Here is a 26,138-nt window from a genome sequence, read left to right as displayed (position 1 = left end):
GCGGCCCTTCCCAACGGAGGGGCCGCGCCGTGGCGTTTTTGGCGTTTTCCTTTGGTCGTCCGCCGCCTCAGGCCCGCGCGCGGCGCAGCGTTTCGGACGGAAGTTCCCCGAACAGGTCGCGGTAGTCACCGGCAAAGCGGCTCAGATGCCAAAAGCCCCAATGGGCGGCGACGTCGCCGACCGACGCCGGGCTGGTTTTTTCGGGATTCTGCAAGGCTCGCCGGACGCCGTTCAACCGCATCACCCGCAGGAATTGGGCCGGGCTGCATCCAAGCGTCTGGTGGAAGCAGTTCTGAAGCTTGCGGCGGCTGACGCCGACATGGCGGCAAACGTCGTCGATGGCGGGTTGGCGGTCCATGTTGCCCATCACATAGGCCCGAGCCTTGTCGACGACCCGCTTGTGCGGCGGGGACGCCCGCAAATCGTCGCCCTCGCCGGTGGACAGAGCCTCCAGCAGCAGGTCGGCCACCAGGCTTTCCAACGCTGCCCGGCTGCCGTGATGCTCCAGCGTTTGCGCCAATTCGGGCAGATTGCCGAAAATATCCTCAAAGCTTTGAAACAGGCGCTGGTTGGTCGATGGCAATCCATGCAGCCGGTTCGGGGTGGTTTTGATCCGGCGGGCGGCGAGCGCGCAGCCGGACGCTTCCGCCATGTCGCTCAACCACCCGCGATCCACCGCGACGCACACCAGATCAAGCTGTTCGGGCGTGCGCAACTCCGGCAAATTGCCCGCGTTGGCCAACAGGCCGGAGGGAAAGGACAGCGTCCGCCCGGCCAGACGCCCTTCCCCGTTGGCCCCCATCGGCAGGCTGAACACCAGCGAGCCGGTCCAGGCGGTTCCCTGCTTGCTGAGGGCGCGGTTGGTCTGATCGCGCAGGATCTGCATCCGGTCGAGCTGGACAGCGGCGAGCGCGCCGTTGAAGCGTCCGGGCGACCATTGGGAAAAGGTCAGATCCCACCCGGCGGCCAGACTCGCGTGCTGGCTTGCGTCCACCGAACGGGCGGTGAAGACCCGTGCGCGATGACCCATCCTGTCCTGTGCGCCACGGTCCAACAAAGGGCAACCTCCGCCATGCAGAAAATGGACACCCGAGAACTGGAGCGCCGACGCGTCCGCCGCGCCAAAACACAGCAAACGCCATGCCACGGGATCGACCTTGCGGGGGGGGGGGGCGTCCCCGGCGTTCGTCCACCGCATCACTACCCAAGGAGTTTAGAGCAACAACTGATTGTTATGCAATTGGACAGTTTTAACAAAAACATTCTTCTATGACCGCCGCGCCATCGTCGGCATTTTTCGCAGGGCAGCCCTCCATCCGGCGCACGCGTCATTGACGCGCCATTCACCAGCGCGCCCATCCTCATTCACCCGGAAAACGGACTGTTCACTCCGCCAACAATAACGAGCGGCGCCGCCAACCAGCGCCGCAGGGCATGGAGAACACCACGTGTCGATGACCAAATTCGCCAGCACGCTCGCCGTCTGCACCGCTTTGCTGACCAGCGCCGTCGCCTTCGCTCAAGACAAACTGCCCAACGTGATGATTCTGGCGACCGGCGGCACCATCGCCGGGACCGGAGCCACCAGCACGACGACGGTCGGCTACACCGCCGCCAAGGTCGGCGTCGAGCGGCTGATCGAAGCCGTGCCGGAGTTGAAGAAGGTCGCCAACGTCAAGGGCGAGCAGGTCTTCCAGATCGCCAGCGAGAACATGACCAACGACCATTGGCTGACGCTGGCCAAGCGGGTCAACACGCTGCTGGCCCAGCCGGACGTGGACGGCATCGTCATCACCCACGGCACCGACACCATCGAAGAGACCGCCTATTTCCTGAACCTGACGGTCAAGAGCACCAAGCCGGTGGTGATCGTCGGCGCGATGCGCCCGTCCACCGCCATCAGCGCCGACGGCCCGGTCAACCTCTACAACGCCGTCACCCTGGCGGGCAGCAAGGACGCCGTCGGCAAGGGCGTTCTGGTGTCGCTGAACGACCAGATCAACGCCGGTCGCGACGTGACCAAGACCAACACCTCCACCGCCGACACCTTCCGCACGCCGGAACTGGGCTTCCTCGGCTACATGCAGGACAACAAGGCGCATTTCTACCGGCAGGTCATCCGCAAGCACACCGCCGAGACGGAGTTCGACGTCAGCAAGCTCGACAGCCTGCCGCAGGTTGACATCGTCTATGGCTACGCCAACAACAACCGCGTCGCGCTCGACGCCTTCGTGAAGGCCGGGGCCAAGGGCATCATCCACGCCGGCGTCGGCGACGGCAGCCTGTCCAACGCGATGAAGCCCGGTCTGGTCGAAGCCCGCAAGGCGGGCGTCCTGATCGTCCGCTCGTCCCGCGTCGGCAACGGCATCGTCGCCCGCAACGGCGAAGCCAACGACGACGAGCTGGATTTCGTGGTCAGCGACACGCTGAACGCCCAAAAGGCCCGCATCCTGCTGATGCTCGCCCTGACCAAGACCACCGACAGCAAGGCGATCCAGAAGCTGTTCTACACCTACTGATCGGTTTGCCGACGGATCGGTTGATCCTTGGATAATGCCGGGCGGGCGCGGTGGGAAACCACTCGCTCGCCGGTGTCGTTTTGGAGTGTTTGGGTGTTTTTTTGACACCGATGAACACAGATGGACACAGATGGACACAGATTTTTAAGATGAACTGGAATTCTGTGCTTACTTTCAAATATTGGCGACAGTTATTGATTTAATATTTTTGATTTTAAAGATTATCAAAACAACACCAATCCAATCACAAAAACATTCGATGTTCATCTTTTTAATCTGTGTCCATCTGTGTTCATCGGTGTCAAAAAACAAAACGCCCGCCCTCCCCGCCACATCGGCACGGGAGAGCGGGCGTCGTTCACCTCAGCCCTTTGACCGGAAACCCGATCAGATGTGCAGCGGGCGACCGTCCACCGCCAGGGCGGCTTCCTTCACCGCTTCCGACAGGGTCGGGTGGGCGTGGCAGGTGCGGGCGATGTCTTCGGACGACGCGCTGAACTCCATGGCCAGCACCAACTCGCCGATCATCTCCGACACGTTCGGACCCAGCAGATGGACGCCCAGCACCTTGTCGGTCGTGGCGTCGGCCAGGATCTTCACGAAACCGTCGGTGTTGCCGCCCGCGCGCGCGCGGCCGTTGGCGGTGAAGGGGAATTTGCCGGCGCGGTAGGCGACGCCCGCCGCCTTCAGCTCCTCTTCCGTCTTGCCGACGGCGGCGACTTCCGGCCAGGTGTAGACGACGCCGGGGACCAGATCATGGTTGACGTGGCTCTTCTGCCCGGCCAACTGCTCGGCCAGCGCGACGCCTTCCTCTTCGGCCTTATGGGCCAGCATCGGGCCTTCCACCACGTCGCCGATGGCGTAGATGCCCGGCACGTTGGTTTCAAAATGCTTGCCGATCTTGACGCGACCCCGGTTGTCCAGCTCGACGCCAACCTTGTCCAGACCCAGACCCTGGGTGAAGGCGCGGCGACCGATGGCGACCAGCACGACGTCGGCCTCGACCGTTTCCGCCGCGCCGCCCGCCGCCGGTTCGACCGTCAACGACACGCCCGCGTCGCTGACCGTCGCGCCCGTGACCTTGGCCCCCAGCTTGAAGGTCATGCCCTGCTTGGCGAAGATGCGCTGCGACTGCTTGGACAGCTCGCCGTCCATCGTCGGCAGGATGCGGTCGAGATACTCGATGACCGTGACCTTCGCGCCCAGACGGCCCCAGACCGAACCCAGCTCCAGCCCGATCACGCCGCCGCCGATGACGACCAGACGCTTGGGCACCTCCGGCAGCTCCAGGGCGCCGGTGGAGGAGACGATCTTTTTCTCGTCGATGGCGATGCCGGGCAGCGGGGTGACTTCCGAGCCGGTGGCGATGACGATGGCCTTCGACGCGGTGATCGCGCCGACGCCCTCAACCTCGACCGTCGTGCCGGACGTGATGGTCCCGGCGCCCTTCAGCCACGTCACCTTGTTCTTTTTGAACAGGAACTCGATGCCGCCGGTGTTGTCCTTAACCACCTTGTCCTTGTGCGCCAGCATGCCGGGCAGGTCCAGTTCGACGCCGCCGACCTTGATGCCGAACTTGGCGAGGCCATGCGCCGCTTCCTCGAACTTCTCCGACGCCGCCAGCAGCGCCTTGGAGGGGATGCAGCCGACGTTCAGGCAGGTGCCGCCCAACGCGGACCGCTTTTCCACGCAGGCGACCTTGAACCCAAGTTGGGCCGCGCGGATCGCGCAGACATACCCGCCGGGACCGCCGCCAACGACGACGACATCAAAAGTGCTTTCAGCCATGAGAGGCTTCCTTCCGCCATTTTTGCTCGTTGCCAAAAGCCGTCCCGTCCAGCGGGGAGGGCCGCGCGGCGATATATGCCCGCCCGCGCGCCGACTGGCAACGGGACACTTCGTCCCGGCCCCCGCCAAGCGGCCTTCCAGCCCCCCGACCATCGGCCTAGCCGCAAAGATCAAAGCTGCGCCACTTGTGGTTTTTACAACCGTGGTTATTGTATTATTTCCGTAACTTGACCCTGTTCAGAGCCTGTGCAAACACGGCACCATAGGCCGTATACGGTCGCTGATCGGGGGTTCGAGGCGCAAGCCATGGCTGAAGCGGACATCAACCGCGAGACGGAACTCAAGCTCGCCGCGCGGCCGGAGGATCTGGCGATCCTGCGCGCCGCCCCCGCCGTCACCGGGCGGGCGGTTGGGCCGGAATCGGTCCGAACGCTCGAAAGCACCTATTACGACACGCCAGACCGGCGGTTGGCGGAGCGACTGGCCACCTTGCGGGTGCGCAAGACCGGCGACGGCTTCGTGCAAACCGTCAAATCCGCGCCGGAGGCCGACGGGCTGGCGCGCGGCGAATGGGAATGCGCGCTCCCCACCGCCCAACCCGACCTGACCCTGATCGCCGATTCCGAGGCGTTGGAGTTGCTTGGCCCGCTCAGCGACTCGGAACTGGAGCCGGTCTTCACTTCCCACATCGAACGCGGCGTGGTGGAGGTTCGACTCGGCGGCGGGGCGAGCGCGTCCTTGATCGAAATCGCCTTCGACCAGGGCGAGGTGCGCCTGCCCGATGGCCGCGCCACCCCGGTGTGCGAAATTGAACTGGAGTTGAAAAGCGGCTCCCCGGCGGCGCTGTTCGATCTGGGGCTGGAGTTGGCGGCGCTCGCGCCGCTGCGGCTGGAGGTGCGGACCAAGGCGGCGCGCGGCTACGCGCTGGCGGCGGGCGAAAGCGACCAGTCGGCCAAGGCGGAAAAGCTGACGCTGGAACCCGACGTGACGGTCGAAGGGGCCGTGGCCCGCATCGTGCGGGCCTGCGTCACCCATCTGGCGGCGAACGAGGCGGTGACGCTGACCGGCGACGATCCCGAAGGCGTGCATCAGATGCGGGTGGCGCTGCGCCGCCTGCGCTCCGCCATCGCGCTGTTCCGGCCCTTCGTGCCGACTCCGCAATATCTCTGGCTGGTCGGCGAGATCAAATGGCTGGCGGGCAGCCTTGGCCCGGCGCGCGATTGGGACGTGTTCGCCACCGAACTTCTGGCCCCGGTGCGCGACGCCTTCCACCGCGCCGACGGCCACGGCCACGCGGTGGTCGAGGACATCGACGCGCTGGCCGCCGCCGCCGAAGCCCGGCGGTTGCGCGCCTATGTGACGGCGCGCGAGGCCGTCGGCTCCCCCCGCTACACCGCCTTCCTGCTGGGTTTGGGCGCCTGGGTGGAAAAGCGCGGCTGGCGCGACCAGCCGGTCAGCGAGGAATCGGTCCGCCTGTTCGAGCCGGTGGTCGGGTTGGCCGACCATTTGTTGGAAAAGCGCCACCGCAAGGCCAAACGCGCCGGGCAGGGCTTCGCCCATCTGCCGGTCGCCCAACGCCACCAACTGCGCATCGCCCTGAAAAAGCTGCGCTACGCGGTCGAGTTCTTCCGCAGCCTGTACGACGACAAGCCGGTGCGCCGTTATTTGCAGGATCTGGCCGCCATGCAGGACGCCCTGGGCCATCTGAACGACGTGGCGACCGCCACCCGGCTGCTGCACGCGTTGCACGAGGACGGCAGCCATTCCCTGCCCGGCGAGCCGCGCGCGGCGGGCATCGTCATCGGCTGGCACGCGCGCGGGGTGTCCGACACCGAAGCGGCGCTGGTCGCCCTGTGGCATGATTTCCTTGACGCCAAGCGCTTCTGGTCGAAGCCCGATCCGGTGGTGTAACCTCGCCCGATGCTCACGATCCTCGTCGCCAACATCAAGGGTGGTTGCGGCAAGACCACGCTCGCCACCCACCTCGCCGCCGCCTCGGCGGTCGCGGGCCTGTCCACCGTGCTGGCCGACGTGGACCGCCAGCACTCCTCGCTCGGCTGGCTGGAGCGGCGCCCGGAGACGGCGCCGCGCGTGGTCGGCGTGGATTGGGCGAAGGACATCACCGACATCCCGCGCGGCTACCGCCGTCTGGTCATCGACGCCCCCGCCGCGCTGAAGACCAAGCAGATTGAGGATCTGGTCAAGATGGCCGATCTCGTCGTCCTGCCGGTGCTGCCCGGCGCCTTTGACGAGCAGGCGACCCAACGCTTCCTCGGCAAGCTGGACGAGTTGAAGTCCATCGCCAAGCACAAGAAGGCGGTGGCGGTGGTCGGCAACCGGATGCGCGCCCGCACCAAGGCCGCCGACCGGCTCGACCAGTTTCTCGGCGGCATTGGTCATCAGGTGGTGGCGCGGCTGCGCGACAGCCAGATTTACGCCGACGCGGCGGCGACCGGCCTCAGCCTGTTCGACATGCCGGGCAAGCGCGCCGCCGAACACCGCAGCGATTGGGCGCCGTTGTTGGGTTGCGTCGACGGGGTTTGACCCCAGCGAGGCCGCGCGCGGCGCTCATCCCGCCACGCGCGCCACGATGAACAGATGTCGGGTCGGCGCCAGCGTGTTGCCATAGGGGTGTTCGGGATAGGCCGCCTCCAACCGCCCGCGATAGGCGGCGAGGAATTGGTCAAGCTCCGGCCCGTCCAGGCGGTCCATCACCGGCGTCAGCGCCGCCGCCCGCAGCCATTGCAGGATCGGGGTGTCGCCGCTCAAGACATGGTGATACTCGGTTTCCCACAAATCGACCGACACCGCCAACGGGCTGAGCCAGTCATAGTAATCCTGCGCGCCATGCTGCGGCATGGGCTTCAGGGCGTCAGCCAGACATTCGGCCCAAGGGCCGTCAGCCACGGTGTCCAGCAGCAGACGGTGCGCCGCCTGTTCCTGCGGGCGCGGCAGGGCCACGGCCAGCGCGCCGCCGGGGGCCAGACATTGCAGAAACTCCGGGAAAACCCGTTCGTGGTTGGGAACCCGCTGCAAACCGCCGTCGGAAATCAGAAGCTCGACCGGCCAATGCGGACGCCAGTCGGTCAAATCGGCGTCCAGATAGCGGACCCGCGATGGAACGCTCTGCGCCCAGCGCAGCATGGCGGGGGAATTGTCCACCCCCAGAACGTCGGCCTGCGGCCAATGCGCCGCCAGCAGGCGGGACAGATGCCCGCCGCCACAGCCCAAATCAATGATCGCGGTCGGTGTGGCGGAGGGAAGCGCCGCGACCAAATCGAACGCCGGGCGGCGGCGCATGACGTCCAGCGTGTTGAAAGACGAGCGATCCCATGACATGACGGCCCCCCTTCTTGGGGTCGGGCCGCCGGGGCGGCGGCCCGATGCGCCGATTTTCAACCGCCCACGGCGACAAGGCCGTGGTGGCGGCCGACCGTCAGTGAGCGGCGTCCAAACGGTCGTAGTGACGGCTGATGGCGGAGAAGATGTAGGCCACGCAGCCCAGGAAAATCAGAATGCCGCCGACGGCGAACGCGTCATCCGAAGCGCGCGAAGAGGCCAGAAGCCCAACAAACGCCATGATGCCCGCGATCACGGGCGACACCCAACCACCGATAGCCTTCACGTCCCGATTTCCTTCAAAAAGAGCGGCCCGAGAGCCGTTGCGTGCCGCGTTTTCCGCGCACCTCGGTCGGAGGAGATCGGCGAACGCTTTCGATCTGAACCAATTTTGCGGAAGAATGACCACAAAATCAATGCGACACAAACGACTTTTGCGTTGCAGCAGGCGCAAGTCTGGCCCCTCCCGACGGCGGGGCGACGGGCAGGTCGATGGCGAAGACGCTGCCCTCCCCGGTGCTGGCCAACAGCCGCAGATCGCCGCCATGGGCGCGCGCCACCTCGCGCGCGATGGCCAGCCCCAAACCGACGCCGCCCGCCCGCGCCGATCCGGCGAAGGGCTCGAACAGATGCTCCCGCGCGCGCGGCGGCAGGCCAGGACCGTTGTCGGCGACGGTCAGAATCAGCCGATCACCCTGCCGTTCAGCGGCGACGCGCACCCGCTCGGCCCCCGCCTGCACCGCGTTGCGGCCCAGATTGACCAGGGCGCGCGACAATTGCCCGGCGTCGCCTCGGATGGTCAACCCCTCCGGCACGGCGTTGCTCCACACGGCTTCGACGCGGGCGCCGTCGGGCCGCGCCGTGGCGAGCACCTGCGCGCCGACCTCCTCGGTCAAGGCCCGCACATCGAACGGCGCCACGCGCAACGGCAGGGCGCCGTCGCGGGTGAAGGACAGGGTTTGCCCGCACAACTCCACCGCGCGGTCCAGCGACGCCATCAACCGGGGCGTCACCCGTCGCGCCTCCGGGTCGCTGCTTTCGCTCAAACGTTCGGACAGCAGGGAGGCGGTGGACAGGATCCCGCGCAGATCATGGTTGATCTTGGCGACGGCGGCGCCCAAGGCGGCCAAGCGTTCGCGCTGGCGCAACGCGGTGCGGACGGCGCCCTGCATCGCCGCCAACTCGCGCCCCGCCACGCCGATTTCGTCGCGACGGCGATCCGGCTCCGCCGCCGGCGCGCCGTCGGGGTCGCGGCGGAAAGCGACCATGCTGTCGGTCAGCCGCCGCATCGGGCGGACCAGCAAAGCGTTCAGCGTGACGAACAACAGCCCCGCCGCGATCAACGAAATGGCGACCGACACCCCCAGGATGCTGCGGGAAAACTCCAGCATCGCGTCGATCATCGGGCGCTCGTCCATGGTGATCTCCACCCGCTGGGCGCGGTCCTTGGGCGAACGGTCGATCACCCGGATCACCCGGTCGCGCCGCTCCACCAACGCGCAAAAGGCGTCGACGATCAGCGACCAGTTGCCGCCGCCGCGCAGGTCGAACGTCTCATCCACCTCCGGCGGCATCGGGCGGGACAGCATGTAGACGCGCGCGTCGGGTTGGATCAGGTCGATGACATGCGCGTCGGCGTAGGCCAACAGCTTGGCCTGCAACGCCTTCGTCACCATGAAGTCGGGGGCGGCCTCCACCGACAGCGCGGCGATGTGGGCGGCGGCCAGCCGCTCTTCCAGATAGGTCATGCGGAAACGCGCGATGGAGGGGGTGTAGATCAGCACCTCGGCCAGCAGCACGAACAGGATCGTGAGCGCCAAAAGTTTCGCCGACAGGCTGTTCGCGACGGAGGGAAAACGCATGGGGGACCAACGGAGGCGACGCGGCGGGATGGGCGGCGATCATGGTAGCATCCCGCCGCCGCTCCCGCCTCAAGTCCTGACGAGAAGGCCATGAACCGATGCGACCAATTTTGAAATTCGACGTGGTGGTGACGATGGACCGCAACGCCGCGCTGACGGCGGCGGCCGACGCGCTGAACGGCGTGGGCGGGTGGATCGTCGATCACAGCCTGTTTTCCGACGTCATGGCGGTCATCCGCTTCGCCCTGCCCGGCGACCGGGTCGCCGATTTCGGGCGGCGGTTGGCGGCCAGCGGCCTGACCCTGGATCCGGTCGCCGCAGACCGCCCCTCCTGCGATGAGGTCTCCGGCCTCCTCACCCTGACCTTCGCCCGGGGAACCGGCGATCTGAAACGCGAGGTTCCCGCCTTTCAATGAGTCGCCCCCCGCGCCCGCCGCCTTTGTTCGCTGGCGCCCTTCCGCGCGGGTTGGTAAGAGAGACCCCATGAGCGACCTTGCCCGTCACATCGACACCCTGTCCCGCGCCAACGTGCTGTGCCTTGGCGACGTGATGCTCGACCGTTTCGTCTATGGCTCGGTGGATCGGGTGTCGCCCGAAGCGCCGATTCCGGTGCTGCGGATCACCCGCGACGTGCCGAAGCTGGGCGGGGCGGGCAACGTCGCCGCCAATCTGATCGCGCTGGACGCCGCTTGCCGTTTCCTGTCGGTGGTCGGCCAAGACGCGGCGGGCGGCGATCTGCTGGCCCTGCTGGCGCGCGAAGGCATCAGCGACGGCGACGCCGTCATCGTCGAGGCCGGGCGCCAGACCACGGTGAAAACCCGCTTCATCGCCGGGCAACAACAATTGCTGCGCGCCGACGTCGAAACCGTCGCGCCGATCACGGTGGCCGCCCAGGTTCTGGATCGGGTGAAACAGGCCCTGCCCGACGTCGGCGGCGTCATCCTGTCCGATTACGGCAAGGGCGTGCTGACCGATGGTTTGGTGGCCGACGTCATCGCCGCCGCGCGGGCGGCGGGCAAGACGGTGGTGGTCGATCCCAAGGGCCGCGACTACCGCCGCTATCGCGGGGCCGACATCCTCACGCCCAACCGCAAGGAATTGATGGAGGCCACCGGCCTGCCCGCCCACAGCGACGGGGAGGTGGTGATCGCCGCCCGCCGCCTGATTGAAACCTGCGGCGTCGGCGCGGTCGTCGCCACCCGCAGCGAACAGGGCATGTCGGTGGTGACGGCGGACAGCGTGACCCATCTGCCCGCCGAAGCGCGCGAGGTGTTCGACGTGTCGGGCGCCGGGGACACCGTGGTGGCGACGCTGACCGCTGCCTTGGCGGTCGGCGTCGGTTTGACCGACGCGGCGCGTCTGGCCAACCTCGCCGCCGGTCTGGTCGTCGGCAAGGTCGGCACCGCCGTCGTCCGCACGCCAGAGCTTCTGGCCGCCCTGCACGAACAGGAATGGCGCCATGGCGAAGAGAAGATCGCCAACCGCGACGAGGCGGCGGAACGGGCCGAACGCTGGCGGCTGCGCGGCAAGCGCGTCGGCTTCACCAACGGCTGTTTTGACCTGCTGCACCCCGGCCACATCTCGTTGCTGAAGCAGGCCCGCGCCGCCTGCGACATTCTGGTGGTCGGGCTGAACAGCGACGAGTCGGTCAAGCGTTTGAAGGGTGACAGCCGCCCGGTGCAGACCGAGACGGCGCGCGCCACCGTGCTGGCCTCGCTCGGCTGCGTCGATCTGGTGGTGATTTTTGGCGAGGACACGCCGGAAACCCTGATTCACGCCATCCGCCCGGACGTGTTGGTCAAGGGGGCCGACTACACCATCGCCACGGTGGTCGGGGCCGCGTTCGTCCAGAGCTATGGCGGCGCGGTGGTGCTGGCCGACTTGGTCGAAGGCCAAAGCACCACCAACACCATCAAGCGGCTGAAGGGCTGACCCGCGCACGGTCGTCTCCCCTGCCCCGTTCCCCTGCCGACTGCGGCGAATTCCGCCGCTGCGGGCGGTTGCAAAGCGTGGTCCGCTGTGCTTGGCTGCGCCGAAATTTTCACGCTCCGGCCATACCCTGGCCACAAACTGGGAACGCACGGCAATGACCGATTTCAACACGATCGACGACATCGAGGTCAACGGCAAGACGGTGCTGGTGCGCGCCGATCTGAACGTGCCGATGCAGGACGGCAAGGTGTCGGACGCCACCCGCATCGACCGTCTGGCCCCGACCCTGAAAGAGCTGTCGCTGAAGGGCGCCAAGGTCGTCGTTCTGTCGCATTTCGGTCGCCCGAAGAACGGCCCGGACGCCAAAAACTCGCTGCGCCATGTGCTGGACGCGCTGAGCGCCGCCGTCGGCCAGAAGGTCGCCTTCGCCGAGGATTGCGTCGGCCAACCCGCCAAGGACGCCATCGCCAAGGTGCATGAGGGCGCCATCGTTCTGCTGGAAAACACCCGCTTCCACGCCGAAGAGGAAAAGAACGACCCGGCCTTCGCCGCGCAGATCGCCGAATTGGGCGACATCTACGTCAACGACGCCTTTTCCGCCGCCCACCGCGCCCACGCCTCGACCGAGGGCGTCGCCCGCCTGCTGCCCAACGCCGCCGGGCGTCTGATGGAGGCGGAACTCAAGGCGCTGACCCTGGCGTTGGAAAAGCCGGAGCGTCCGGTCGCCGCCGTCGTCGGCGGGGCGAAGATCTCGACCAAGCTCGACCTGCTCGGCAACATGGTCCGCAAGGTGGACATGCTGGCGCTGGGCGGCGGCATGGCCAACACCTTCCTGTTCGCGCAGGGCGTCGATGTCGGGGCCAGCCTGTGTGAAAAGGATATGGCCGACCAAGCCCGCGCCATCATGGCGACGGCCAAAGAGGCCAACTGCGAAATCCTGCTGCCGACCGATTTCGTCGTCGCCAAGGAATTCAAGGCGGGCGCCGCCAACCGCGTGGTTCCGGCCAACGGCGTCGGCGCCGATGAAATGGCCCTGGACGTCGGCCCGGCGACCGTCGCCTTCCTCGCCGAAAAGCTGAAAGCCGCCAAGACCATCGTGTGGAACGGCCCGCTCGGCGCCTTTGAGATCGCCCCGTTCGACGCCGGAACCAACGCCGTCGCCAAAATCGTCGCCGACCGCACCGAAGCGGGCGGCCTGCTGTCGGTGGCGGGCGGCGGCGACACCGTCGCCGCGATGGCCCACGCCGGGGTCGAAGACAAATTCACCTACGTGTCCGCCGCCGGCGGCGCCTTCCTGGAATGGCTGGAAGGCAAGGAACTGCCGGGCGTCGCCGCTCTGGCGAAGTAAGGATGGAACCGGGGGAGGTCCGCGCCTCCCCCGCTTTCTTTACGGGTTTGCTCACTCCGCCGCGACCGGCTGGGCGACCGCCACCTCGTCGGGTCGGTGCGGGAAGGCCAGCGACGACAGGAAGATCGCGCCGCCCAAGCCCGCCAGCGCCAGCATCACCGTGGTGAAGCCGCCCGGCGCCGCGCCGACGCCCTGGTCGTGCAGCACCGCCACCAACGGCACCGCCACCGCGCTCGCCGCGAAGGAAATCAGATAGCGGATGGCGTAGGCCCGCGACCGCCACGCGTCGTCGGTGTATTTGGCGACCATGGTGTCGTTGATCGTCACTTGACCGAAAATTGCGAACATCATCACCGTCGCCGCCGCCACCAACTCCCAGCCGGAGGCGAAGCCCGCCAGAAGCAGACAAGGCGCCTGCAAAAAGGACAGCGGCATGAAGATCGCGCGCAGCGTATGGCGATCCAGCAGTCGCCCGACGATCAATTGCGAGGTCGCGCCGATCACATAGACCGCGCTGACCAACGCGCCAATCCCCAACGGGCTTTGCGCCAGCAGGCTCAAGCGCTCGTCAAACAGCTTGGGCAGGGCCAGCGTCGCCGCGTTGAACACCACGCCGCCCGCCACCGTCGTCACCGCCAGCACGGCGAAGGCCCGCAGCACCACCGCGCGGGGCAAGCGCCCGGCGCCGCGCGCCGCCGCCTTGACCGGGGCCGGGCCGTCGGGAACCAGCGCCAGAAAGGCGACGCCCAGCGCCATGGTCAGCACCCCCGGCGCGATGAAAGCCGCCCGCCAGCCAAACCATTGCGTCAAGCCGCCGGTGGCCAGCGCCGCGACGGCGATGCCCAGATTGCCCCAGACGCCGTTGACGCCGATCGCCTGCCCCATCCGCCCACCAAGCGCGTTGGCGTGGGCGGTCAGCATCGCGGTGCCGACCGGGTGATAGATCGCCCCGAACAGCCCCGTCACCGCCAACCCGACCGCCAGAAGCGCGGGCGACGGAGCCAGGCCGGTCAACGCCGCCGACGCCCCCATGCCCAGGAAGAAAACGGCCATCATGTTGCGGCGGCTCCAGCGGTCGCCCAGCCAGCCCGCCGGAATCGACCCCGCGCCAAAGGCGATGAAGCCGCCGAGCGACAGGCCGAGAAGCTCGCCAAAGCCCAAACCGAAGCTGTCGCCGATGCCCAAAACAGCGGTGGGGAAGACCAGCATCAGCAGATGATCGACGAAATGTCCGGCGTTGATGAAGGCGATGACGCGACGGGATTCCGCCGGGCTTGGCGATGGGGACGGCATGATCCTTGTTCCTGACCATTGATGGAAGGTCTGGACAGGTTAGCCGCGTCCTCTACGATCCGTCCGGTCAAGTTTCATCGCAAAACGGACACGCCGCTCAACAGATTTTCCATGCGCATCACCAGCCACGACCTCCCCCGCTTCGATCCCTACCCGCAACCGATTTTGGCTCTGTCGCACGACTACCCGCCGGGGTCGGTGGTCGATCCGCACCGGCACAGCCGGGCGCAATTGCTGTTCGCCACCAGCGGAACCATGCGGGTGACGACCACCGGCGGAGCCTGGATCGTGCCGCCGCTGCGCGCGGTGTGGATCCCGGCGGGGGTGGAGCATGGGTGGCTGGTGACGGGGTTGGTTCGGCTGCGCACCCTGTTCATCGACTCCGCCGCCGCCCCCTTCATGCCCGCCGCCGATTGCCGGGTGGTCGAGGTGTCGGAGCTGCTGCGCGCCCTGATTTTGGCGGCGATGGAGATCCCGGCGGACGCCCCGCCTGCCCCACGGGCCGGGTTGATCGGCGCGCTGGCGCTCGACGAGCTGACCCGCGCTCCCGAAGTTCCGTTGCGCCTGCCGATGCCGCAGGACCCGCGCCTGCGCCGCTTGTGCCAATCCCTGCTCGACCATCCCGCCCGCGCCAACACGCTGGAATCCTGGGCCGACCAAGCCGGGGCCAGCGGCAAGACCATCGCCCGGCTGTTTCTGAAGGAAACCGGCCTGACCTTTGGCGCGTGGCGGCAACAGGCCCGGCTGGCCGAAGCCGTCGCCCAACTGGCGCTGGGCCGCCCGATTTCCGAGGTGGCGCGCGCGGCGGGCTATGACAGCGCCAGCGCCTTCACCGCCATGTTCCGCCGCACCTTGGGGAGCAGCCCGCGCGCCTATCTGGGGGGAGGAGCCGCGCCCGTGGAAACCGCGCCAACGAAATCACCTTGCATCCCGGCAACAGAATCGCCATAAAAGCGGCGGGAGACTGGCGTCGGACGAGTCCCTCGCCAACCCGGTCAGGTCCGGAAGGAAGCAGCCGCAACGAGTTACGGCTCGGGTCGTTCGTCCAGTCTCCCACCTCATTCCCAAGTCATACCGAAAAAGACCGTTTGCAAACGCGAACGACGACGCACAGAAACGGCGACAGCGCGGCGCCGGGACGCTATTCTGCGGCCCGTTGATGACAAGCCGATCCACCCCCTGCCGCCGAAACGGGCCTGCCGCGTGACCGACACCGCCGCCGCAACCACCGCCGTTCCCCCGCATCCGCCCGCATCCGCCGGGCTGGCCTATCGGGTTTTGGCGCGCAAATACCGCCCGAAGACGTTCGACGAGTTGATCGGCCAGGACGCGCTGGTCCGCACCCTGACCAACGCCATCCATTCCGGGCGCATCGCCCAGGCCTTCATGCTGACCGGGGTGCGCGGCGTCGGCAAGACCACCACCGCCCGCATCATCGCCCGCGCGTTGAACTGCACCGGCCCGGACGGGACCGGCGGGCCGACGGTCAACCCCTGCGGCGTCTGCGACAACTGCCGCGCCATCGCCGAAGACCGCCATGTCGATGTGATGGAGATGGACGCCGCCAGCCACACCGGCGTGGACGACATCCGCGAGATCATCGACGGCGTGCGCTATTCCCCGGTGTCGGCGCGCTACAAGCTCTACATCATCGACGAAGTGCACATGCTGTCGAAGAACGCGTTCAACGCGCTTCTGAAGACGCTGGAAGAGCCGCCCAGCCATGTGAAGTTCGTCTTCGCCACCACCGAAATCCGCAAGGTGCCGGTGACGGTGCTGTCGCGCTGCCAGCGTTTCGACCTGCGCCGCGTCGACGCCCAGGTGTTGAAGGATCATTTCACCCGCATCACCGCCCAGGAAGGCGCGGAGATCGAGGCGGACGCCGCCGCTCTGGTGGCGCGCGCCGCCGATGGGTCGGTGCGCGACGGGCTGTCGCTGCTCGATCAGGCCATCGCGCTCGCCAACGGGCTGGTCACGGCGCAGCAGGTCCGCGACATGCTGGGGCTGGCCGACCGCACCCGCGTCATCGACCTGTTCGACGCCGCCGTCTCCGCCCGGCCCGCCGAGGCGATGGACATCCTGTCCGACCTGCACCGCGTCGGGGCCGATCCGCTGGTGATCCTTCAGGATCTGCTCGACCTCGTCCACAATCTGACCCGGCTGAAGGTGGTGCCCGACACCGCCAACGACCCGTCCTTGCCGGAGGCCGAACGGACGCGCGGCGGCGCGCTGTCGGCCAAGCTGGGCATGCCCGCCTTGACCCGCGCCTGGCAGCTTCTGCTGAAGGGCTTGGGCGAGGTGCAGATCGCCCCGTCGCCGCAGCAGGCGTTGGAGATGGTCATCGTCCGCCTGTCCTACGCCGCCGACCTGCCGACGCCGGGCGAGTTGATCCGCCAGTTCCAGGCCCAGCAAAACGCCAACGGCGGCGCGCCTGCGCGCGGCCCCGGCGGCGGGGGCGGCCCGGTCGCCGTCCTGACCAGCGCGATGAGCGGCGGCGGCTCCGCCCACGCCGTCGCCCGCAGCGTCGAACAGCCGCAAGCGCACAGCCTGCCCGCGCAAGTCGTTCCGGCGGCGGCCCTCCCCGTTCCAGCGGCCCCGGTTCCGGCGGCCCCGGTTCCGGCGGGTGAAGAGCTGTCGCCGATGCCGCGCGATTTCCGCGCGCTGGCACAGCTTTTCTCCGAACGGCGCGAGGGCGCGCTCTATGGCTATCTGGTCAACGCCGTCCAACTGGTGCGGTTGGAGCCGGGGCGGCTGGAGCTGAAGCTCAAACCCTCGGCCCCGACCAATCTGCCCTTCAAGGTCGGGCAATTCCTGACCGAATGGACCGGCCAGCGCTGGATCGTCGCCCTGTCCGACGGCCCGGCCCAGCCGAGCCTGAGCGACCAGGACGAAGCCGACAAACGCCGCGCCCGCGCCGACGCCGAGGCCAACCCGGTGGTGCGCGCTATTCTCGACGCCTTCCAGGGGGCCGAGATCATCGACATCCGCGACCTCGCCGCCATCGCCGCCGCCGAAAGCGGCGCGCTTGCCGACGACGGCGAATCGCCCGATTTCATGGTTCAGCAGCAAGACGACGGGGTCTATTACCCGCTCGACGACGAAGGAGAGTATGACCGATGAAAAATATCGGCAACATGATGAAGCAGGCCCAGCAGATGCAGGCCAAGATGCAGGAAATGCAGGCCGGTCTGGACGACGTCGAAAAGACCGGGCAGAGCGGGGCCGGCATGGTCACGGTCACGGTGAACGGCAAGGGCGAGATGAAAAAGATCAAGCTCGACAAGTCCATCGTCGATCCCGAAGAGACCGAAGTCTTGGAGGATCTGATCCAGGCCGCCTTCAACGACGCCAAGAAGAAGGTGGAGGCGCACGTCGCCGAAGAAACCGCCAAGCTGATGGGCGGCCTGAAGCTGCCCCCCGGCATCAAGCTGCCGTTCTGATCGGCGGCGCGTTCGTTTTGCATCCCTCTCCCGTTTTGGGAGCGATCGTTCATGCCCTCTCCCGAAACGGGAGAGGGTGGCCCGCAGGGCCGGGTGAGGGGTTCGCAAGACTCAAAGCCACCCACCCCGCTTACCCCTCACCCTTCCCACCGCTTCGCGGCAGGCCCCTTCCCTCTCCCGCTGGCGGGAGAGGGAGACGACAGCAAAGCGCCGAACGCCCCCATGATCGGATCTGAAATCGAACGCCTGATTCAGTTGCTGTCGAAGCTGCCGGGGCTGGGGCCACGGTCGGCGCGGCGGGCGGCGTTGCATCTGATAAAGCGGCGGGACAGCCTGCTGGTTCCCCTGTCCGAAGCGATGGCGCTGGCGGGCGAATCGGTGCGCGCCTGTTCGGTCTGCGGCAATCTCGACAGCCGCGACCCCTGCGCCGTCTGCGCCGACCACAGCCGCGACCGCAGCATCATCTGCGTGGTCGAGGACGCCGGGGATCTGTGGGCGCTGGAGCGCACCCGCGCCTTTCGCGGCACCTATCATGTGTTGGGCGGTTTGCTGTCGGCCTTGCAGGGCGTCGGCCCCGACGATCTGAATCTCGACAGTCTGGCGACCCGCGCCGCCGACCCGGCGGTGCGCGAGGTGATCCTCGCCCTCAACGCCACGGTGGACGGCCAGACCACCGCCCATGTCGTCACTGACCGGCTGGCCGAGGCCGACGTGTCGGTGTCGCGTCTGGCCCACGGCGTCCCCATCGGCGGCGAGCTGGACTATCTGGACGACGGCACCCTGACCGCCGCCCTGCGCGCCCGCCGCCCGCTGTAGAGCCAAACGCGCGGCGGACACGCTGATGGGCGCCAACCGGCTGAACCTTTCCGCGCTCTGACGCGACACGAAAAGCCCCAATGAAAAAGGCCCCGCCGTCCCATCGGACGCCGGGGCCTGTTCCGTCGCGCGGAAGGCGCTTGACTTACTTGGGCAGCGGAACCGGGCTGTCCGACAGCGAGCGCAGATAGGCGATGACGTTCGCCCGCTCCGCGTCCTTCTTCAGACCGGCGAAGGTCATCTTGGTGCCCGGCGCATAAGCCTTCGGGTCATAGATGAACTTGTTCAGCTCATCAAAGCTCCAGGTCCCGCCGGTCTTGACCAGCGCGTCGGAATAGCCGAAGCCCGCCGCGTGGCCCTTCGGACCGCCGACGACGCCGAACAGGTTCGGGCCGACCTTGTTGGCGCCGCCCTTGTCGAAGCTGTGGCAGGCGGCGCAGGCCTTGGCCACGCCCTGACCGGCGGCGGCGTCCGCCGAGGCCAGCAACGGACCGATGGCCGCCGGACCGGCGGGCGCGGCGGCCCCCTTGTCGGCGACGGCGGCGCCCTGCGGCACGGCGACGGCGTAGGCGTTCTTCTCCGACTTTTTCGGATGGACGAGCACCTCGGACGCGAAGCCGGACAACATGGCGATCAAGCCAGCCAGCAGGACGGCGCCGAAAATCTTGTTCAACTCCATGCTCATGTGAGTCTCTTAGTCCCTTGTCTCGGTTCGCTGGCTCTCGTTCCGCCGGAGGCGTTTCCGCCGCCTTCGTGTGAGGCGATTGCCCGCACCATACCGCGCGCGCGCGGGCTTGTCACCGGGCGGCGCGGCCAAATCGCCACAAGCCTTGACGACGTTGTTGGATCCATGTTTCACCCGCCCCAGATACACATGCGTCGCCCCATCCCGACATCGCGCCCACGGTCCCCCCGCGACCGCGCCGCCCGATGGCCCCTGACCCAAGCGAGCCGCCGATGACCGCACCCGTCTCCCCGCCGCCCAGCAACCCCATCGTGGTGATTCCGGCGCGCATGGCGTCCACCCGGCTGCCCGGAAAGCCGTTGGCCGACATTCTGGGCGTTCCGATGATCGTCCATGTCCTGCGCCGGGCGATGGAGGCGGAGATTGGCCCGGTCGTCGTCGCCTGCGCGGAAAAGGAAATCGCCCAGGCGGTGGAGGCGGCGGGCGGAACCGCCGTTCTGACCCGGCCCGACCACCCATCGGGTTCCGACCGGATTTTCGAGGCGGTGAGCCTGATCGACCCCGACGGTCACTATGACGCGGTGGTGAACGTCCAGGGCGATCTGCCGACCATCGAACCCGCCGTGGTGCGCGCCGCCTTCGCCCCGCTGTCCGATCCGGCGGTGGACATCGCCACCCTGGTCGTGCCGATCAGTCGGGAGGAGGAGCGGACCGATCCCAACGTGGTCAAGGCGGTGCTGGAGCTGGTCCCCGGCGCCAAGCGGGGCCGCGCGCTGTACTTCACCCGCGCCACCGCGCCGTGGGGCGAGGGGGACCTCCACCACCACATCGGGCTGTACGCCTACCGCCGGGCGGCGCTGGAACGCTACGTCCGCCTGCCGCCGTCGGTGCTGGAACAGCGCGAGCGGTTGGAGCAGCTTCGCGCGCTGGCCTTCGGCCTGCGGATCGACGCGGCGGTCGTTGACGCGGTGCCACTTGGCGTTGATACTCCCGCCGACCTTGAGCGCGCCCGCACGTTGTTGGCCCGCCGCTTCTCCCTGTAACACCCGCCAGCGAGCCGGTTCCATGTCGAACGCCAACGTCATCGCCTTTCAGGGATACCCCGGGGCTTATTCCGATCTGGCTTGCCGCAACGCCCGCCCGACCATGGCGACTCTGCCCTGCCCGACGTTCGACGCCGCTTTCGCCGCCGTGCGCGAAGGCCGGGCCTCGTTGGCGATGATCCCGGTGGAAAACTCCATCGCCGGACGGGTCGCCGACAACCACCATCTGCTGCCCGAAGGCGGCCTGCACATCATCGGCGAGCATTTCCAACGCGTGAACCACATGCTGCTGGCGCCCAAGGGGGCGACGCTCGACAGCATCAAGACGGTGCGCAGCCACATCCAGGCGCTGTCGCAATGCCAGACGATGACCCGGTCGCTGGGGCTGGAGGCGATCAACCACGCCGACACCGCCGGGGCCGCGCGCGACATCGCCGCGTTGAACGACCCGCGACACGCCGCCATCGCCTCCTCGCTCGCCGCCGAGATCTACCACCTCGACATCCTGAAAAGCGGGATCGAGGACGCCGACCACAACACCACCCGCTTCCTGATTCTGGCGCGCGAGCCGAAACAGCCCGCGCTGGGATCCTGCAAGACGATCACCACCTTCGTCTTCAGCGTGCGCAGCGTTCCGGCGGCGCTGTACAAGGCGCTGGGCGGCTTCGCCACCAACGGCGTCAACATGACCAAGCTGGAAAGCTACATGGTCGGCGGCCGCTTCACCCAGACCCAGTTCTACGCCGACGTCGAGGGCCACCCCGACGAACGGCCCCTGAAACTGGCGCTGGAGGAGCTGGATTTCTTCGCGCGCGAGGTCAAGATTCTCGGCGTCTATCCGGCCAACCCGTTCCGCTATCAGGAAAGCCAATTGATCGGCGAGGATTGAGGCCGATCTCTGCCGCAACGCAACAGAACCGTGCGCTGGCGCCGTGATTTTCGCGGCATTCCGTCGCATGACCGTGACTTAGCAACCGGGATCCCGCTCACCCCATGGGCAAGACCGGCAAAAATTGCTATATGAAAGAGACAAGAAAAAAGTTGGACGTTGAAAAAATTCGACGTTGACCGACACCACGGCGGCTGACGGGTGAAGCGCCCCGCCGACGGCCATGGCGCCCTAGGATGGAGGTTGCCATGCTCACCATCAATGATTGTCTGGGAATCGCGAATCTCGACGCGGAAGAAGTGACCCAGATCGCCAAACACGAACATCTGCCCTTCATGACCGCGCTGGAAAAGGGCGCCAGCCTGTTGGATCACCCCTGGGGCGACGCCGCCGTGCGTCAGATGGTGTGGGACAATCTGTGCGACGCCAACCAGCATCGCCCGGCCAAGGTGCAGGATCTGATGATGCTGTATCACGACGCCTGCGCGCGTCACCCCAGCGCCTTCGACCGCCGCGCGCCCGCCCGCGCCGCGCCGTTGCAGGGTCGCCATTGAGTGGCCATCTCTGTTGACGGACGCCGTCGCGCAGCCGATCTTTCCTAAAAGATCGGCTGGCGGCAAAGGACAAGCCTATGACCACGATGCAAAGCGAAGTTTATGAGGCGTTCAGGTCCATATCGACGTCGCTGAAGACAAGGCTGTGAAAGCTGCAGCGGCGTTGAGTCGTCGTGACGACGACGTCAGCGGCCTGAAATCCGACATGAATCTCATGAAATGGATGCTCGGCTTTGTGCTGGCCTTTCAGATCGGCATCTTCGCAAAGCTGTTCATTCACTGAGAGCAGGCACGGAAGGGCGATGCGGCGATCACCCTTCGGCAATCCACTCGCGGATCAAGCGGTGCGCGATGGAATCGCGGCGGGCCAGACGGAAATCGTCGCTGGGCGTGTGATCGCGCAGATAGGCGCGGTCGAACCAGCGGGCGCTTTCCAACTCGTCCTGGTCCGTGGCGATGTCAAAGCTGGTCGCCCGCGCGGTGAATCCCAGCATCAGCGATGACGGGAAGGGCCAGGGCTGCGCCGACTGGTAACGGACGTCGGTGACGGTCAGGCCGACCTCTTCCAACACCTCGCGCGCGACCGCCTCCTCCAGGCTTTCGCCCGGCTCGACGAATCCGGCGAGCACCGAATGAACGCCGGGCGGAAATTGCTTTTGCCGCCCCAACACCATGCGATCCGCCCCGTCATGCACCAGCATGATGACCGCCGGATCGGTGCGCGGGAAATGGTGGGCAGCGCAGGCCGAATCGGTGCAAACGCGGACATGCCCGGCCTCGGCGCTCGCCGCCGGGGCGCCGCAGACGCCGCAGAAGCGGTGCCGGGCGTTCCACCACGCCATGCCACGGGCGTAGGCGCAGAGCGCGGCCTCCCCCTCCGGCATCAGCGGGCCGACGGCGCGCAAATCCTCAAACCGGCCCAATCCGGCGAGCGGCGGCAGCGACTCCGGCGATTCTTCGCCCGGAAGATCGACGGCGAAGATCGCCGCGCCCGCCTGTTCCCCCTCGGTCAACAAGCCCAGGAAAATCGGAGCGGCGTCCAACCCGGATTCCACCGGAACAAGCACGGCGCGGGCGGCCTCCGCCGGGCCGGTGACGAAGCTGCGGGATCGCCAGACCGGCAACAGGCGCGTCGATGGCGCGCGCCAAGCCTCCTTCAGCCAGTCTTCGTTCTTGCGGCGGTGCGCGGCGCGGTCGAGCGGCACGCCCGCATAGACGTTGGGTCGGTCGGACATGCCGCGCAGGCTGCCACAACCCCGCCGCGCCGGAAAGGGGGCGCGACGCGCTTTCGGGTTTGCGCCCGTCCGCGACGCCGTTAGGATGCCGCCAACCCCGCATTCGCCGACCGGAAGGACCCCCAATGACCGAGACCTGCCCCGCCCATCTGGTGGCGCTTGCCCAACGGTTGGCCGACTCCGGCGCCAGCGTGATCCGCCGCTACTTCCGCACCGCCGTGGCGGTGGACGACAAGGCCGACCACTCCCCCGTCACCATCGCCGACCGCGAGGCCGAGCGCATCATCCGTACGATCATCGAATCGCAGCGCCCCGACGACGGCATTTTCGGCGAGGAGTTCGGCACGAAGAATCTCGACGCCGAATGGGTCTGGGTGATCGACCCCATCGACGGCACCAAATCCTTCATCGCCGGACGCCCGATCTTCGGCACCCTGATCGCCCTGCTGCACAAGGGAACCCCCGTGCTGGGCGTCATCGACCAACCGATCATCGGCGACCGTTGGGTCGGCGTGACGGGCCGCCCGACCACCCACAACGGCCAGCCCGCCCGCGTCCGCCCCTGCCCCGGCGGCGTCAAGGCGGCGATGTTCGGCACCACTTCCCCCGATCTGTTCCCCGGCGGCGATTACGACGCCTACCGGCGGCTCGTTTCGCAGGTGAAGGTGTCGGCCTATGGCGGCGATTGTTACACCTACGGGCTGCTCGCCTCGGGCTATTACGATCTGGTCGTGGAATCGGGGTTGAAGCTGTACGACTTCGCCGCCCTGGTCCCCGTCGTCACCGGCGCGGGCGGGCTGATGACCGATTGGGAGGGCGCGCCGCTGAACGTCCACTCGACCGGCCGGGTGATCGCCGCCGGCGACGCCGTCACCCACCGCGAGGCGCTGGCCGCGCTGGCCGGTTGATCGGCTCAATCACTGGATTGTTTGGAAACCGTTATGACCGTCATCGAAACCCCGTCCCGTTCCGTTTTTGAAACGTCTCCTGAAAAGCTGCGCCCCTTTCTGGAGGGGTTGGCCGCGCGGGTGGCGGGCGGGGCCAACTGGATGGTGCGCAAGAAGACGGTCTGCGACCTGCTGCTGGGCCTCGACGCCTTTTTCGCCTTGCCCGAGGCCGAACGGCAAGCCCTGTTGGCCGACGGCGCGGCTGAGGATGGCGGAGAAAGCGGCGGCGGTCCCGCCGATTTCCGCAACGTCCTGCCGCTCTATGTCGGCGCGATCCTGGAAGGGCTGAACGAAAAATCCATTTCGGAAGCCGAACAAGCCGCCATTTATCTGCTGTCCATCCATCCTGAGCATCAGAAGGCGGCGGAGGGGTGGATGTTGAGCGACCCGCGCCACGGCAAGGCGGTGCGTAAGCTGATGCGGTCTGATCGCCGTTACCGCCAACTGATGGACCGCATGAACGACCATTGGCGCGCGACCAACGGGCCGACGGCCTGAGCAAACGCCCGGTCAACGGAATACCCCTTGACCGGGACCGGCGGCTGACGGTCAATCACAGGCGTTCTGACCAACGACGGTTCCGCCGATGCGCCGTGTTCTTGCCGTTGCCGCCACGCTCCTCGCGCTCGCCATGCCCGCCTTCGCCGGGACAAGCGTCGTTCCGGCTCTGAAACAATTTGGCGAGCCGCTGTTCAAGCCGGATTTCCAGCATTTCCCGCACAGCGACCCCGACGCGCCGAAGGGCGGCGCGGTGACGCTGGCCGCGCCCGGCAGCTTCGACAGTCTGAACGGGTTGATCCTGCGCGGCGTTCCACCGCGCACGCTGGGCCTGATCTCCGACACGCTGATGGTGGCGTCGGGTTGGGAGTTGGACGCCGCCTATGGCGCGTTGGCGGAAAGCGTCGAACTGCCCGATGATCGGTCCTGGGCGATCTTCACCCTGCGCGCCAACGCGCGCTGGCACGACGGCGCGCCGGTGACGGCGTGGGATGTCACGTTCACTTGGGACCAGTTGCAGGCGCACGGCGCGCCCTTTCTGAAATCCTTCCTCGACCGCGTCAAAACGGTGGAGGCGCTGGACGACCGGCGGGTCAAAATCACCATCAACGGAGTCGGCGACGTCAAGCCGATCATCGACTTCGCCGTCACCCTGGCGCCCCAGCCGCAACATTGGTGGACCGCCAACGGGCGCGACATCTCCAAGACGACGCTGGAGCCGCCGCTTGGCAGCGGCCCCTACCGGATCAAAAGCGTCGACGCCGGGCGCAGCATCGTCTATGAGCGGGTCGCCGATTATTGGGGCCGGGATTTGCCGGTGAATCGGGGCCTTTACAATTTCGACAGCGTCAAAATCGACTATTACCGCGACGACGACGTGATGTTCGAGGCGTTCAAGGCGGGCGCCTATGATTTCCGCCCCGAATACCGGGCGCAACGCTGGTCCAGCGGCTATGACTTTCCCGCCATGCAGGATGGCCGCGTCGTCAAGATCGCCGTGCCCAGCGAGTTGCCGCTTGGCGCGCAGGGCTTTCGGCTGAACACCCGGCGCGCCGCCTTCGCCGATCCCAAGGTGCGGGAGGCGCTGGGCCTGCTGTTCGATTTCGACTGGATCCGCAAAAACATCCTGTCCGGCCAATACCGCCGCACCCGCTCCAACTTCCCCAATTCGGCGTTTGGGGCCAGCGGCCTGCCCTCCCCCGCCGAATTGGCCTTGCTGGAACCCTTCCGCGCCAGCCTGCCGGAGCGGCTGTTCACCCAACCCTATGAGCCGCCGACCACCGACGGCAGCGGCAACAACCGCGCCCAACAGCGCGAGGCGACGCGGCTGTTCAAGGAAGCGGGTTGGGAGGCCCGCAACGGCAAGTTGACCAACGTGACAAGCGGCGAGATCTTCCGCATCGAGTTTCTTGAAGGAACTGGCACCCTGACCCGCGTGATCCAGCCCTACATCGAGGCCCTGCGCAAGATCGGCGTTGACGCCAGCCTGCGCATCGTCGACAGCGCCCAATATCAGGCGCGGTTGGACGATTTCGATTTCGACGCGGTCGTGGTGAACATGAATTTCTTCACCCCGCCGGGCACCGAATTGCGCGGCTATTTCGGCTCGGCGGCGGCTGGAACCAAGGGATCGGCCAATTACGCCGGAATCCACGACCCAGCCGCCGACGCCCTGATCGAAAAGGCGCTGTCGGCCAAGGATCTGGACAGCGTGCAGGCGGCCACCCGCGCGTTGGACCGGGTGCTGTTGTGGGGTTTTTACATGATCCCGCACTGGCACAACCCCGACAATTGGATCGCCCACAAGACATGGCTGGCCCACCCGACGACGACGCCGAAATACGACCAGGATTACCGCAACAGCAATTTCCCGGCAACCTGGTGGGTGGATTCGGCCAAGCTGGGCGCGCGGCCTTGATGTGGCCCCAATGCGGGCCTACTTCGGAGCGG

At 67.1% G+C, this 26,138-nt stretch carries 25 protein-coding genes and 1 other RNA gene; 18 read left to right on the top strand and 8 right to left on the bottom strand.

Translation table 11 applies throughout. From position 1 onward, the window contains the following. Positions 1-67: 67 nt before the first annotated feature. Positions 68-1,030, bottom strand: a complete 963-nt coding sequence (locus tag ACODS4_RS19055) for a helix-turn-helix domain-containing protein (protein WP_488866444.1) — start codon at positions 1,028-1,030, stop codon at positions 68-70. A 424-nt stretch (positions 1,031-1,454) separates the two neighbouring features. Between ACODS4_RS19055 and ACODS4_RS19050 the strand changes: the two genes are divergently transcribed. Then, positions 1,455-2,519, top strand: coding sequence for a type II asparaginase (locus ACODS4_RS19050; RefSeq protein ID WP_488866483.1), 1,065 nt, complete (start codon positions 1,455-1,457; stop codon positions 2,517-2,519). Between the two features lie 387 nt (positions 2,520-2,906). On the opposite strand, the gene lpdA is transcribed toward ACODS4_RS19050, so the two are convergent. Next, complete coding sequence (lpdA, locus tag ACODS4_RS19045) at positions 2,907-4,307, bottom strand: dihydrolipoyl dehydrogenase (RefSeq protein ID WP_488866443.1); 1,401 nt, start codon at positions 4,305-4,307, stop codon at positions 2,907-2,909. 306 nt (positions 4,308-4,613) lie between these two features. Between lpdA and ACODS4_RS19040 the strand changes: the two genes are divergently transcribed. Both ACODS4_RS19040 and ACODS4_RS19035 read left to right on the top strand, forming a co-directional pair. Then, positions 4,614-6,218: a CYTH and CHAD domain-containing protein gene (locus tag ACODS4_RS19040; protein ID WP_488866442.1), complete on the top strand. Its 1,605-nt coding sequence runs from the start codon at positions 4,614-4,616 to the stop codon at positions 6,216-6,218. A gap of 9 nt (positions 6,219-6,227) precedes the next feature. Further along, the gene (locus ACODS4_RS19035; RefSeq protein ID WP_488866441.1) at positions 6,228-6,851 is read left to right on the top strand and encodes a nucleotide-binding protein; all 624 of its coding nucleotides are present in this window, start codon (positions 6,228-6,230) and stop codon (positions 6,849-6,851) included. A gap of 24 nt (positions 6,852-6,875) precedes the next feature. Here the strand turns inward: ACODS4_RS19035 and ACODS4_RS19030 are convergent, their stop codons facing one another. The 3 genes from ACODS4_RS19030 to ACODS4_RS19020 all read right to left on the bottom strand — a co-directional run bounded on the left by ACODS4_RS19030 (position 6,876) and on the right by ACODS4_RS19020 (position 9,508). Next, the gene (locus ACODS4_RS19030; protein WP_488866440.1) at positions 6,876-7,646 is read right to left on the bottom strand and encodes a methyltransferase domain-containing protein; all 771 of its coding nucleotides are present in this window, start codon (positions 7,644-7,646) and stop codon (positions 6,876-6,878) included. A gap of 97 nt (positions 7,647-7,743) precedes the next feature. Continuing rightward, on the bottom strand, positions 7,744-7,932 hold the full coding sequence (locus ACODS4_RS19025) for a hypothetical protein (RefSeq protein ID WP_119830272.1): 189 nt from the start codon (positions 7,930-7,932) through the stop codon (positions 7,744-7,746). A gap of 127 nt (positions 7,933-8,059) precedes the next feature. Beyond that, the gene (locus ACODS4_RS19020) at positions 8,060-9,508 is read right to left on the bottom strand and encodes a sensor histidine kinase (RefSeq protein ID WP_488866439.1); all 1,449 of its coding nucleotides are present in this window, start codon (positions 9,506-9,508) and stop codon (positions 8,060-8,062) included. 98 nt (positions 9,509-9,606) lie between these two features. Here ACODS4_RS19020 and ACODS4_RS19015 point away from each other — a divergent pair, with 98 nt between their 5' ends. The 3 genes from ACODS4_RS19015 (at position 9,607) to ACODS4_RS19005 (ending at position 12,788) form a co-directional block, all read left to right on the top strand. Continuing rightward, the gene (locus tag ACODS4_RS19015) at positions 9,607-9,924 is read left to right on the top strand and encodes a hypothetical protein (protein ID WP_488866438.1); all 318 of its coding nucleotides are present in this window, start codon (positions 9,607-9,609) and stop codon (positions 9,922-9,924) included. Positions 9,925-9,991: 67 nt separating this feature from the next. Beyond that, positions 9,992-11,440, top strand: coding sequence for a D-glycero-beta-D-manno-heptose-7-phosphate kinase (rfaE1, locus tag ACODS4_RS19010; protein ID WP_488866437.1), 1,449 nt, complete (start codon positions 9,992-9,994; stop codon positions 11,438-11,440). Positions 11,441-11,594: 154 nt separating this feature from the next. Further along, on the top strand, positions 11,595-12,788 hold the full coding sequence (locus ACODS4_RS19005; protein ID WP_488866436.1) for a phosphoglycerate kinase: 1,194 nt from the start codon (positions 11,595-11,597) through the stop codon (positions 12,786-12,788). A 51-nt stretch (positions 12,789-12,839) separates the two neighbouring features. Here ACODS4_RS19005 and ACODS4_RS19000 read toward each other — a convergent pair whose 3' ends face one another. Next, on the bottom strand, positions 12,840-14,081 hold the full coding sequence (locus tag ACODS4_RS19000; protein WP_488866435.1) for an MFS transporter: 1,242 nt from the start codon (positions 14,079-14,081) through the stop codon (positions 12,840-12,842). 111 nt (positions 14,082-14,192) lie between these two features. Between ACODS4_RS19000 and ACODS4_RS18995 the strand changes: the two genes are divergently transcribed. The 5 genes from ACODS4_RS18995 to recR all read left to right on the top strand — a co-directional run bounded on the left by ACODS4_RS18995 (position 14,193) and on the right by recR (position 18,337). Then, positions 14,193-15,032, top strand: a complete 840-nt coding sequence (locus ACODS4_RS18995; RefSeq protein WP_488866434.1) for an AraC family transcriptional regulator — start codon at positions 14,193-14,195, stop codon at positions 15,030-15,032. An 8-nt stretch (positions 15,033-15,040) separates the two neighbouring features. Continuing rightward, an RNA gene (ffs, locus tag ACODS4_RS18990) (signal recognition particle sRNA small type) lies at positions 15,041-15,138 on the top strand. 146 nt (positions 15,139-15,284) lie between these two features. After that, positions 15,285-17,201 (top strand): DNA polymerase III subunit gamma/tau, encoded by a 1,917-nt coding sequence (locus tag ACODS4_RS18985; RefSeq protein WP_488866433.1) that lies wholly within the window; start codon positions 15,285-15,287, stop codon positions 17,199-17,201. Continuing rightward, positions 17,198-17,521 carry a YbaB/EbfC family nucleoid-associated protein gene (locus ACODS4_RS18980; RefSeq protein WP_119830282.1) on the top strand — a complete coding sequence of 108 codons (324 nt, stop codon included), beginning with the start codon at positions 17,198-17,200 and terminating at the stop codon, positions 17,519-17,521. Before ACODS4_RS18985 ends, ACODS4_RS18980 begins: the two co-directional genes overlap by 4 nt. Positions 17,522-17,743: 222 nt before the next feature. Further along, positions 17,744-18,337 (top strand): recombination mediator RecR, encoded by a 594-nt coding sequence (gene recR / locus ACODS4_RS18975; RefSeq protein ID WP_119830886.1) that lies wholly within the window; start codon positions 17,744-17,746, stop codon positions 18,335-18,337. A 145-nt stretch (positions 18,338-18,482) separates the two neighbouring features. Here the strand turns inward: recR and ACODS4_RS18970 are convergent, their stop codons facing one another. Beyond that, a complete protein-coding gene (locus ACODS4_RS18970) occupies positions 18,483-19,022 on the bottom strand; it encodes a c-type cytochrome (protein ID WP_488866432.1) in 540 nt (179 codons plus the stop codon). Between the two features lie 272 nt (positions 19,023-19,294). On the opposite strand from ACODS4_RS18970, the gene ACODS4_RS18965 reads away from it, so the two are divergent. The 4 genes from ACODS4_RS18965 (at position 19,295) to ACODS4_RS18950 (ending at position 21,791) form a co-directional block, all read left to right on the top strand. Continuing rightward, complete coding sequence (locus ACODS4_RS18965) at positions 19,295-20,065, top strand: 3-deoxy-manno-octulosonate cytidylyltransferase (protein ID WP_488866431.1); 771 nt, start codon at positions 19,295-19,297, stop codon at positions 20,063-20,065. Positions 20,066-20,087: 22 nt separating this feature from the next. Next, positions 20,088-20,954 (top strand): prephenate dehydratase, encoded by an 867-nt coding sequence (locus ACODS4_RS18960; RefSeq protein ID WP_488866430.1) that lies wholly within the window; start codon positions 20,088-20,090, stop codon positions 20,952-20,954. A gap of 248 nt (positions 20,955-21,202) precedes the next feature. Continuing rightward, positions 21,203-21,508 carry a hypothetical protein gene (locus tag ACODS4_RS18955; protein ID WP_488866429.1) on the top strand — a complete coding sequence of 102 codons (306 nt, stop codon included), beginning with the start codon at positions 21,203-21,205 and terminating at the stop codon, positions 21,506-21,508. A gap of 145 nt (positions 21,509-21,653) precedes the next feature. After that, entirely contained in the window at positions 21,654-21,791 is a 138-nt protein-coding gene (locus ACODS4_RS18950; protein ID WP_488866428.1) for a hypothetical protein, read from the top strand. Positions 21,792-21,819: 28 nt separating this feature from the next. Here the strand turns inward: ACODS4_RS18950 and nudC are convergent, their stop codons facing one another. Beyond that, positions 21,820-22,743 (bottom strand): NAD(+) diphosphatase, encoded by a 924-nt coding sequence (gene nudC, locus ACODS4_RS18945; protein ID WP_488866427.1) that lies wholly within the window; start codon positions 22,741-22,743, stop codon positions 21,820-21,822. Positions 22,744-22,868: 125 nt separating this feature from the next. Between nudC and hisN the strand changes: the two genes are divergently transcribed. From hisN to ACODS4_RS18930, 3 genes are all read left to right on the top strand, one after another. Beyond that, the gene (gene hisN, locus ACODS4_RS18940) at positions 22,869-23,651 is read left to right on the top strand and encodes a histidinol-phosphatase (RefSeq protein ID WP_488866426.1); all 783 of its coding nucleotides are present in this window, start codon (positions 22,869-22,871) and stop codon (positions 23,649-23,651) included. A 33-nt stretch (positions 23,652-23,684) separates the two neighbouring features. After that, positions 23,685-24,188, top strand: coding sequence for a hypothetical protein (locus tag ACODS4_RS18935; RefSeq protein WP_488866425.1), 504 nt, complete (start codon positions 23,685-23,687; stop codon positions 24,186-24,188). An 88-nt stretch (positions 24,189-24,276) separates the two neighbouring features. Beyond that, a complete protein-coding gene (locus ACODS4_RS18930; protein ID WP_488866423.1) occupies positions 24,277-26,106 on the top strand; it encodes an extracellular solute-binding protein in 1,830 nt (609 codons plus the stop codon). Positions 26,107-26,138: the final 32 nt, after the last annotated feature.

This window comes from Azospirillum sp. FG154 (assembly GCF_057809575.1).
The sequence above is the reverse complement of the archived record's forward strand: the minus strand, read 5'-3'. Positions and strand labels throughout refer to the sequence as shown.

Bases quoted from the DNA above. Each gene is read 5' to 3' on its own strand.
- ACODS4_RS19055 (WP_488866444.1), bottom strand. From the start codon at position 1,030: ATGGGTCATCGCGCACGGGTCTTCACCGCCCGTTCGGTGGACGCAAGC.
- ACODS4_RS19050 (WP_488866483.1), top strand. From the start codon at position 1,455: ATGACCAAATTCGCCAGCACGCTCGCCGTCTGCACCGCTTTGCTGACC.
- lpdA (WP_488866443.1), bottom strand. From the start codon at position 4,307: ATGGCTGAAAGCACTTTTGATGTCGTCGTCGTTGGCGGCGGTCCCGGC.
- ACODS4_RS19040 (WP_488866442.1), top strand. From the start codon at position 4,614: ATGGCTGAAGCGGACATCAACCGCGAGACGGAACTCAAGCTCGCCGCG.
- ACODS4_RS19035 (WP_488866441.1), top strand. From the start codon at position 6,228: ATGCTCACGATCCTCGTCGCCAACATCAAGGGTGGTTGCGGCAAGACC.
- ACODS4_RS19030 (WP_488866440.1), bottom strand. From the start codon at position 7,646: ATGTCATGGGATCGCTCGTCTTTCAACACGCTGGACGTCATGCGCCGC.
- ACODS4_RS19020 (WP_488866439.1), bottom strand. From the start codon at position 9,508: ATGCGTTTTCCCTCCGTCGCGAACAGCCTGTCGGCGAAACTTTTGGCG.
- ACODS4_RS19015 (WP_488866438.1), top strand. From the start codon at position 9,607: ATGCGACCAATTTTGAAATTCGACGTGGTGGTGACGATGGACCGCAAC.
- rfaE1 (WP_488866437.1), top strand. From the start codon at position 9,992: ATGAGCGACCTTGCCCGTCACATCGACACCCTGTCCCGCGCCAACGTG.
- ACODS4_RS19005 (WP_488866436.1), top strand. From the start codon at position 11,595: ATGACCGATTTCAACACGATCGACGACATCGAGGTCAACGGCAAGACG.
- ACODS4_RS19000 (WP_488866435.1), bottom strand. From the start codon at position 14,081: ATGCCGTCCCCATCGCCAAGCCCGGCGGAATCCCGTCGCGTCATCGCC.
- ACODS4_RS18995 (WP_488866434.1), top strand. From the start codon at position 14,193: ATGCGCATCACCAGCCACGACCTCCCCCGCTTCGATCCCTACCCGCAA.
- ACODS4_RS18980 (WP_119830282.1), top strand. From the start codon at position 17,198: ATGAAAAATATCGGCAACATGATGAAGCAGGCCCAGCAGATGCAGGCC.
- recR (WP_119830886.1), top strand. From the start codon at position 17,744: ATGATCGGATCTGAAATCGAACGCCTGATTCAGTTGCTGTCGAAGCTG.
- ACODS4_RS18970 (WP_488866432.1), bottom strand. From the start codon at position 19,022: ATGAGCATGGAGTTGAACAAGATTTTCGGCGCCGTCCTGCTGGCTGGC.
- ACODS4_RS18965 (WP_488866431.1), top strand. From the start codon at position 19,295: ATGACCGCACCCGTCTCCCCGCCGCCCAGCAACCCCATCGTGGTGATT.
- ACODS4_RS18960 (WP_488866430.1), top strand. From the start codon at position 20,088: ATGTCGAACGCCAACGTCATCGCCTTTCAGGGATACCCCGGGGCTTAT.
- ACODS4_RS18955 (WP_488866429.1), top strand. From the start codon at position 21,203: ATGCTCACCATCAATGATTGTCTGGGAATCGCGAATCTCGACGCGGAA.
- nudC (WP_488866427.1), bottom strand. From the start codon at position 22,743: ATGTCCGACCGACCCAACGTCTATGCGGGCGTGCCGCTCGACCGCGCC.
- hisN (WP_488866426.1), top strand. From the start codon at position 22,869: ATGACCGAGACCTGCCCCGCCCATCTGGTGGCGCTTGCCCAACGGTTG.
- ACODS4_RS18935 (WP_488866425.1), top strand. From the start codon at position 23,685: ATGACCGTCATCGAAACCCCGTCCCGTTCCGTTTTTGAAACGTCTCCT.
- ACODS4_RS18930 (WP_488866423.1), top strand. From the start codon at position 24,277: ATGCGCCGTGTTCTTGCCGTTGCCGCCACGCTCCTCGCGCTCGCCATG.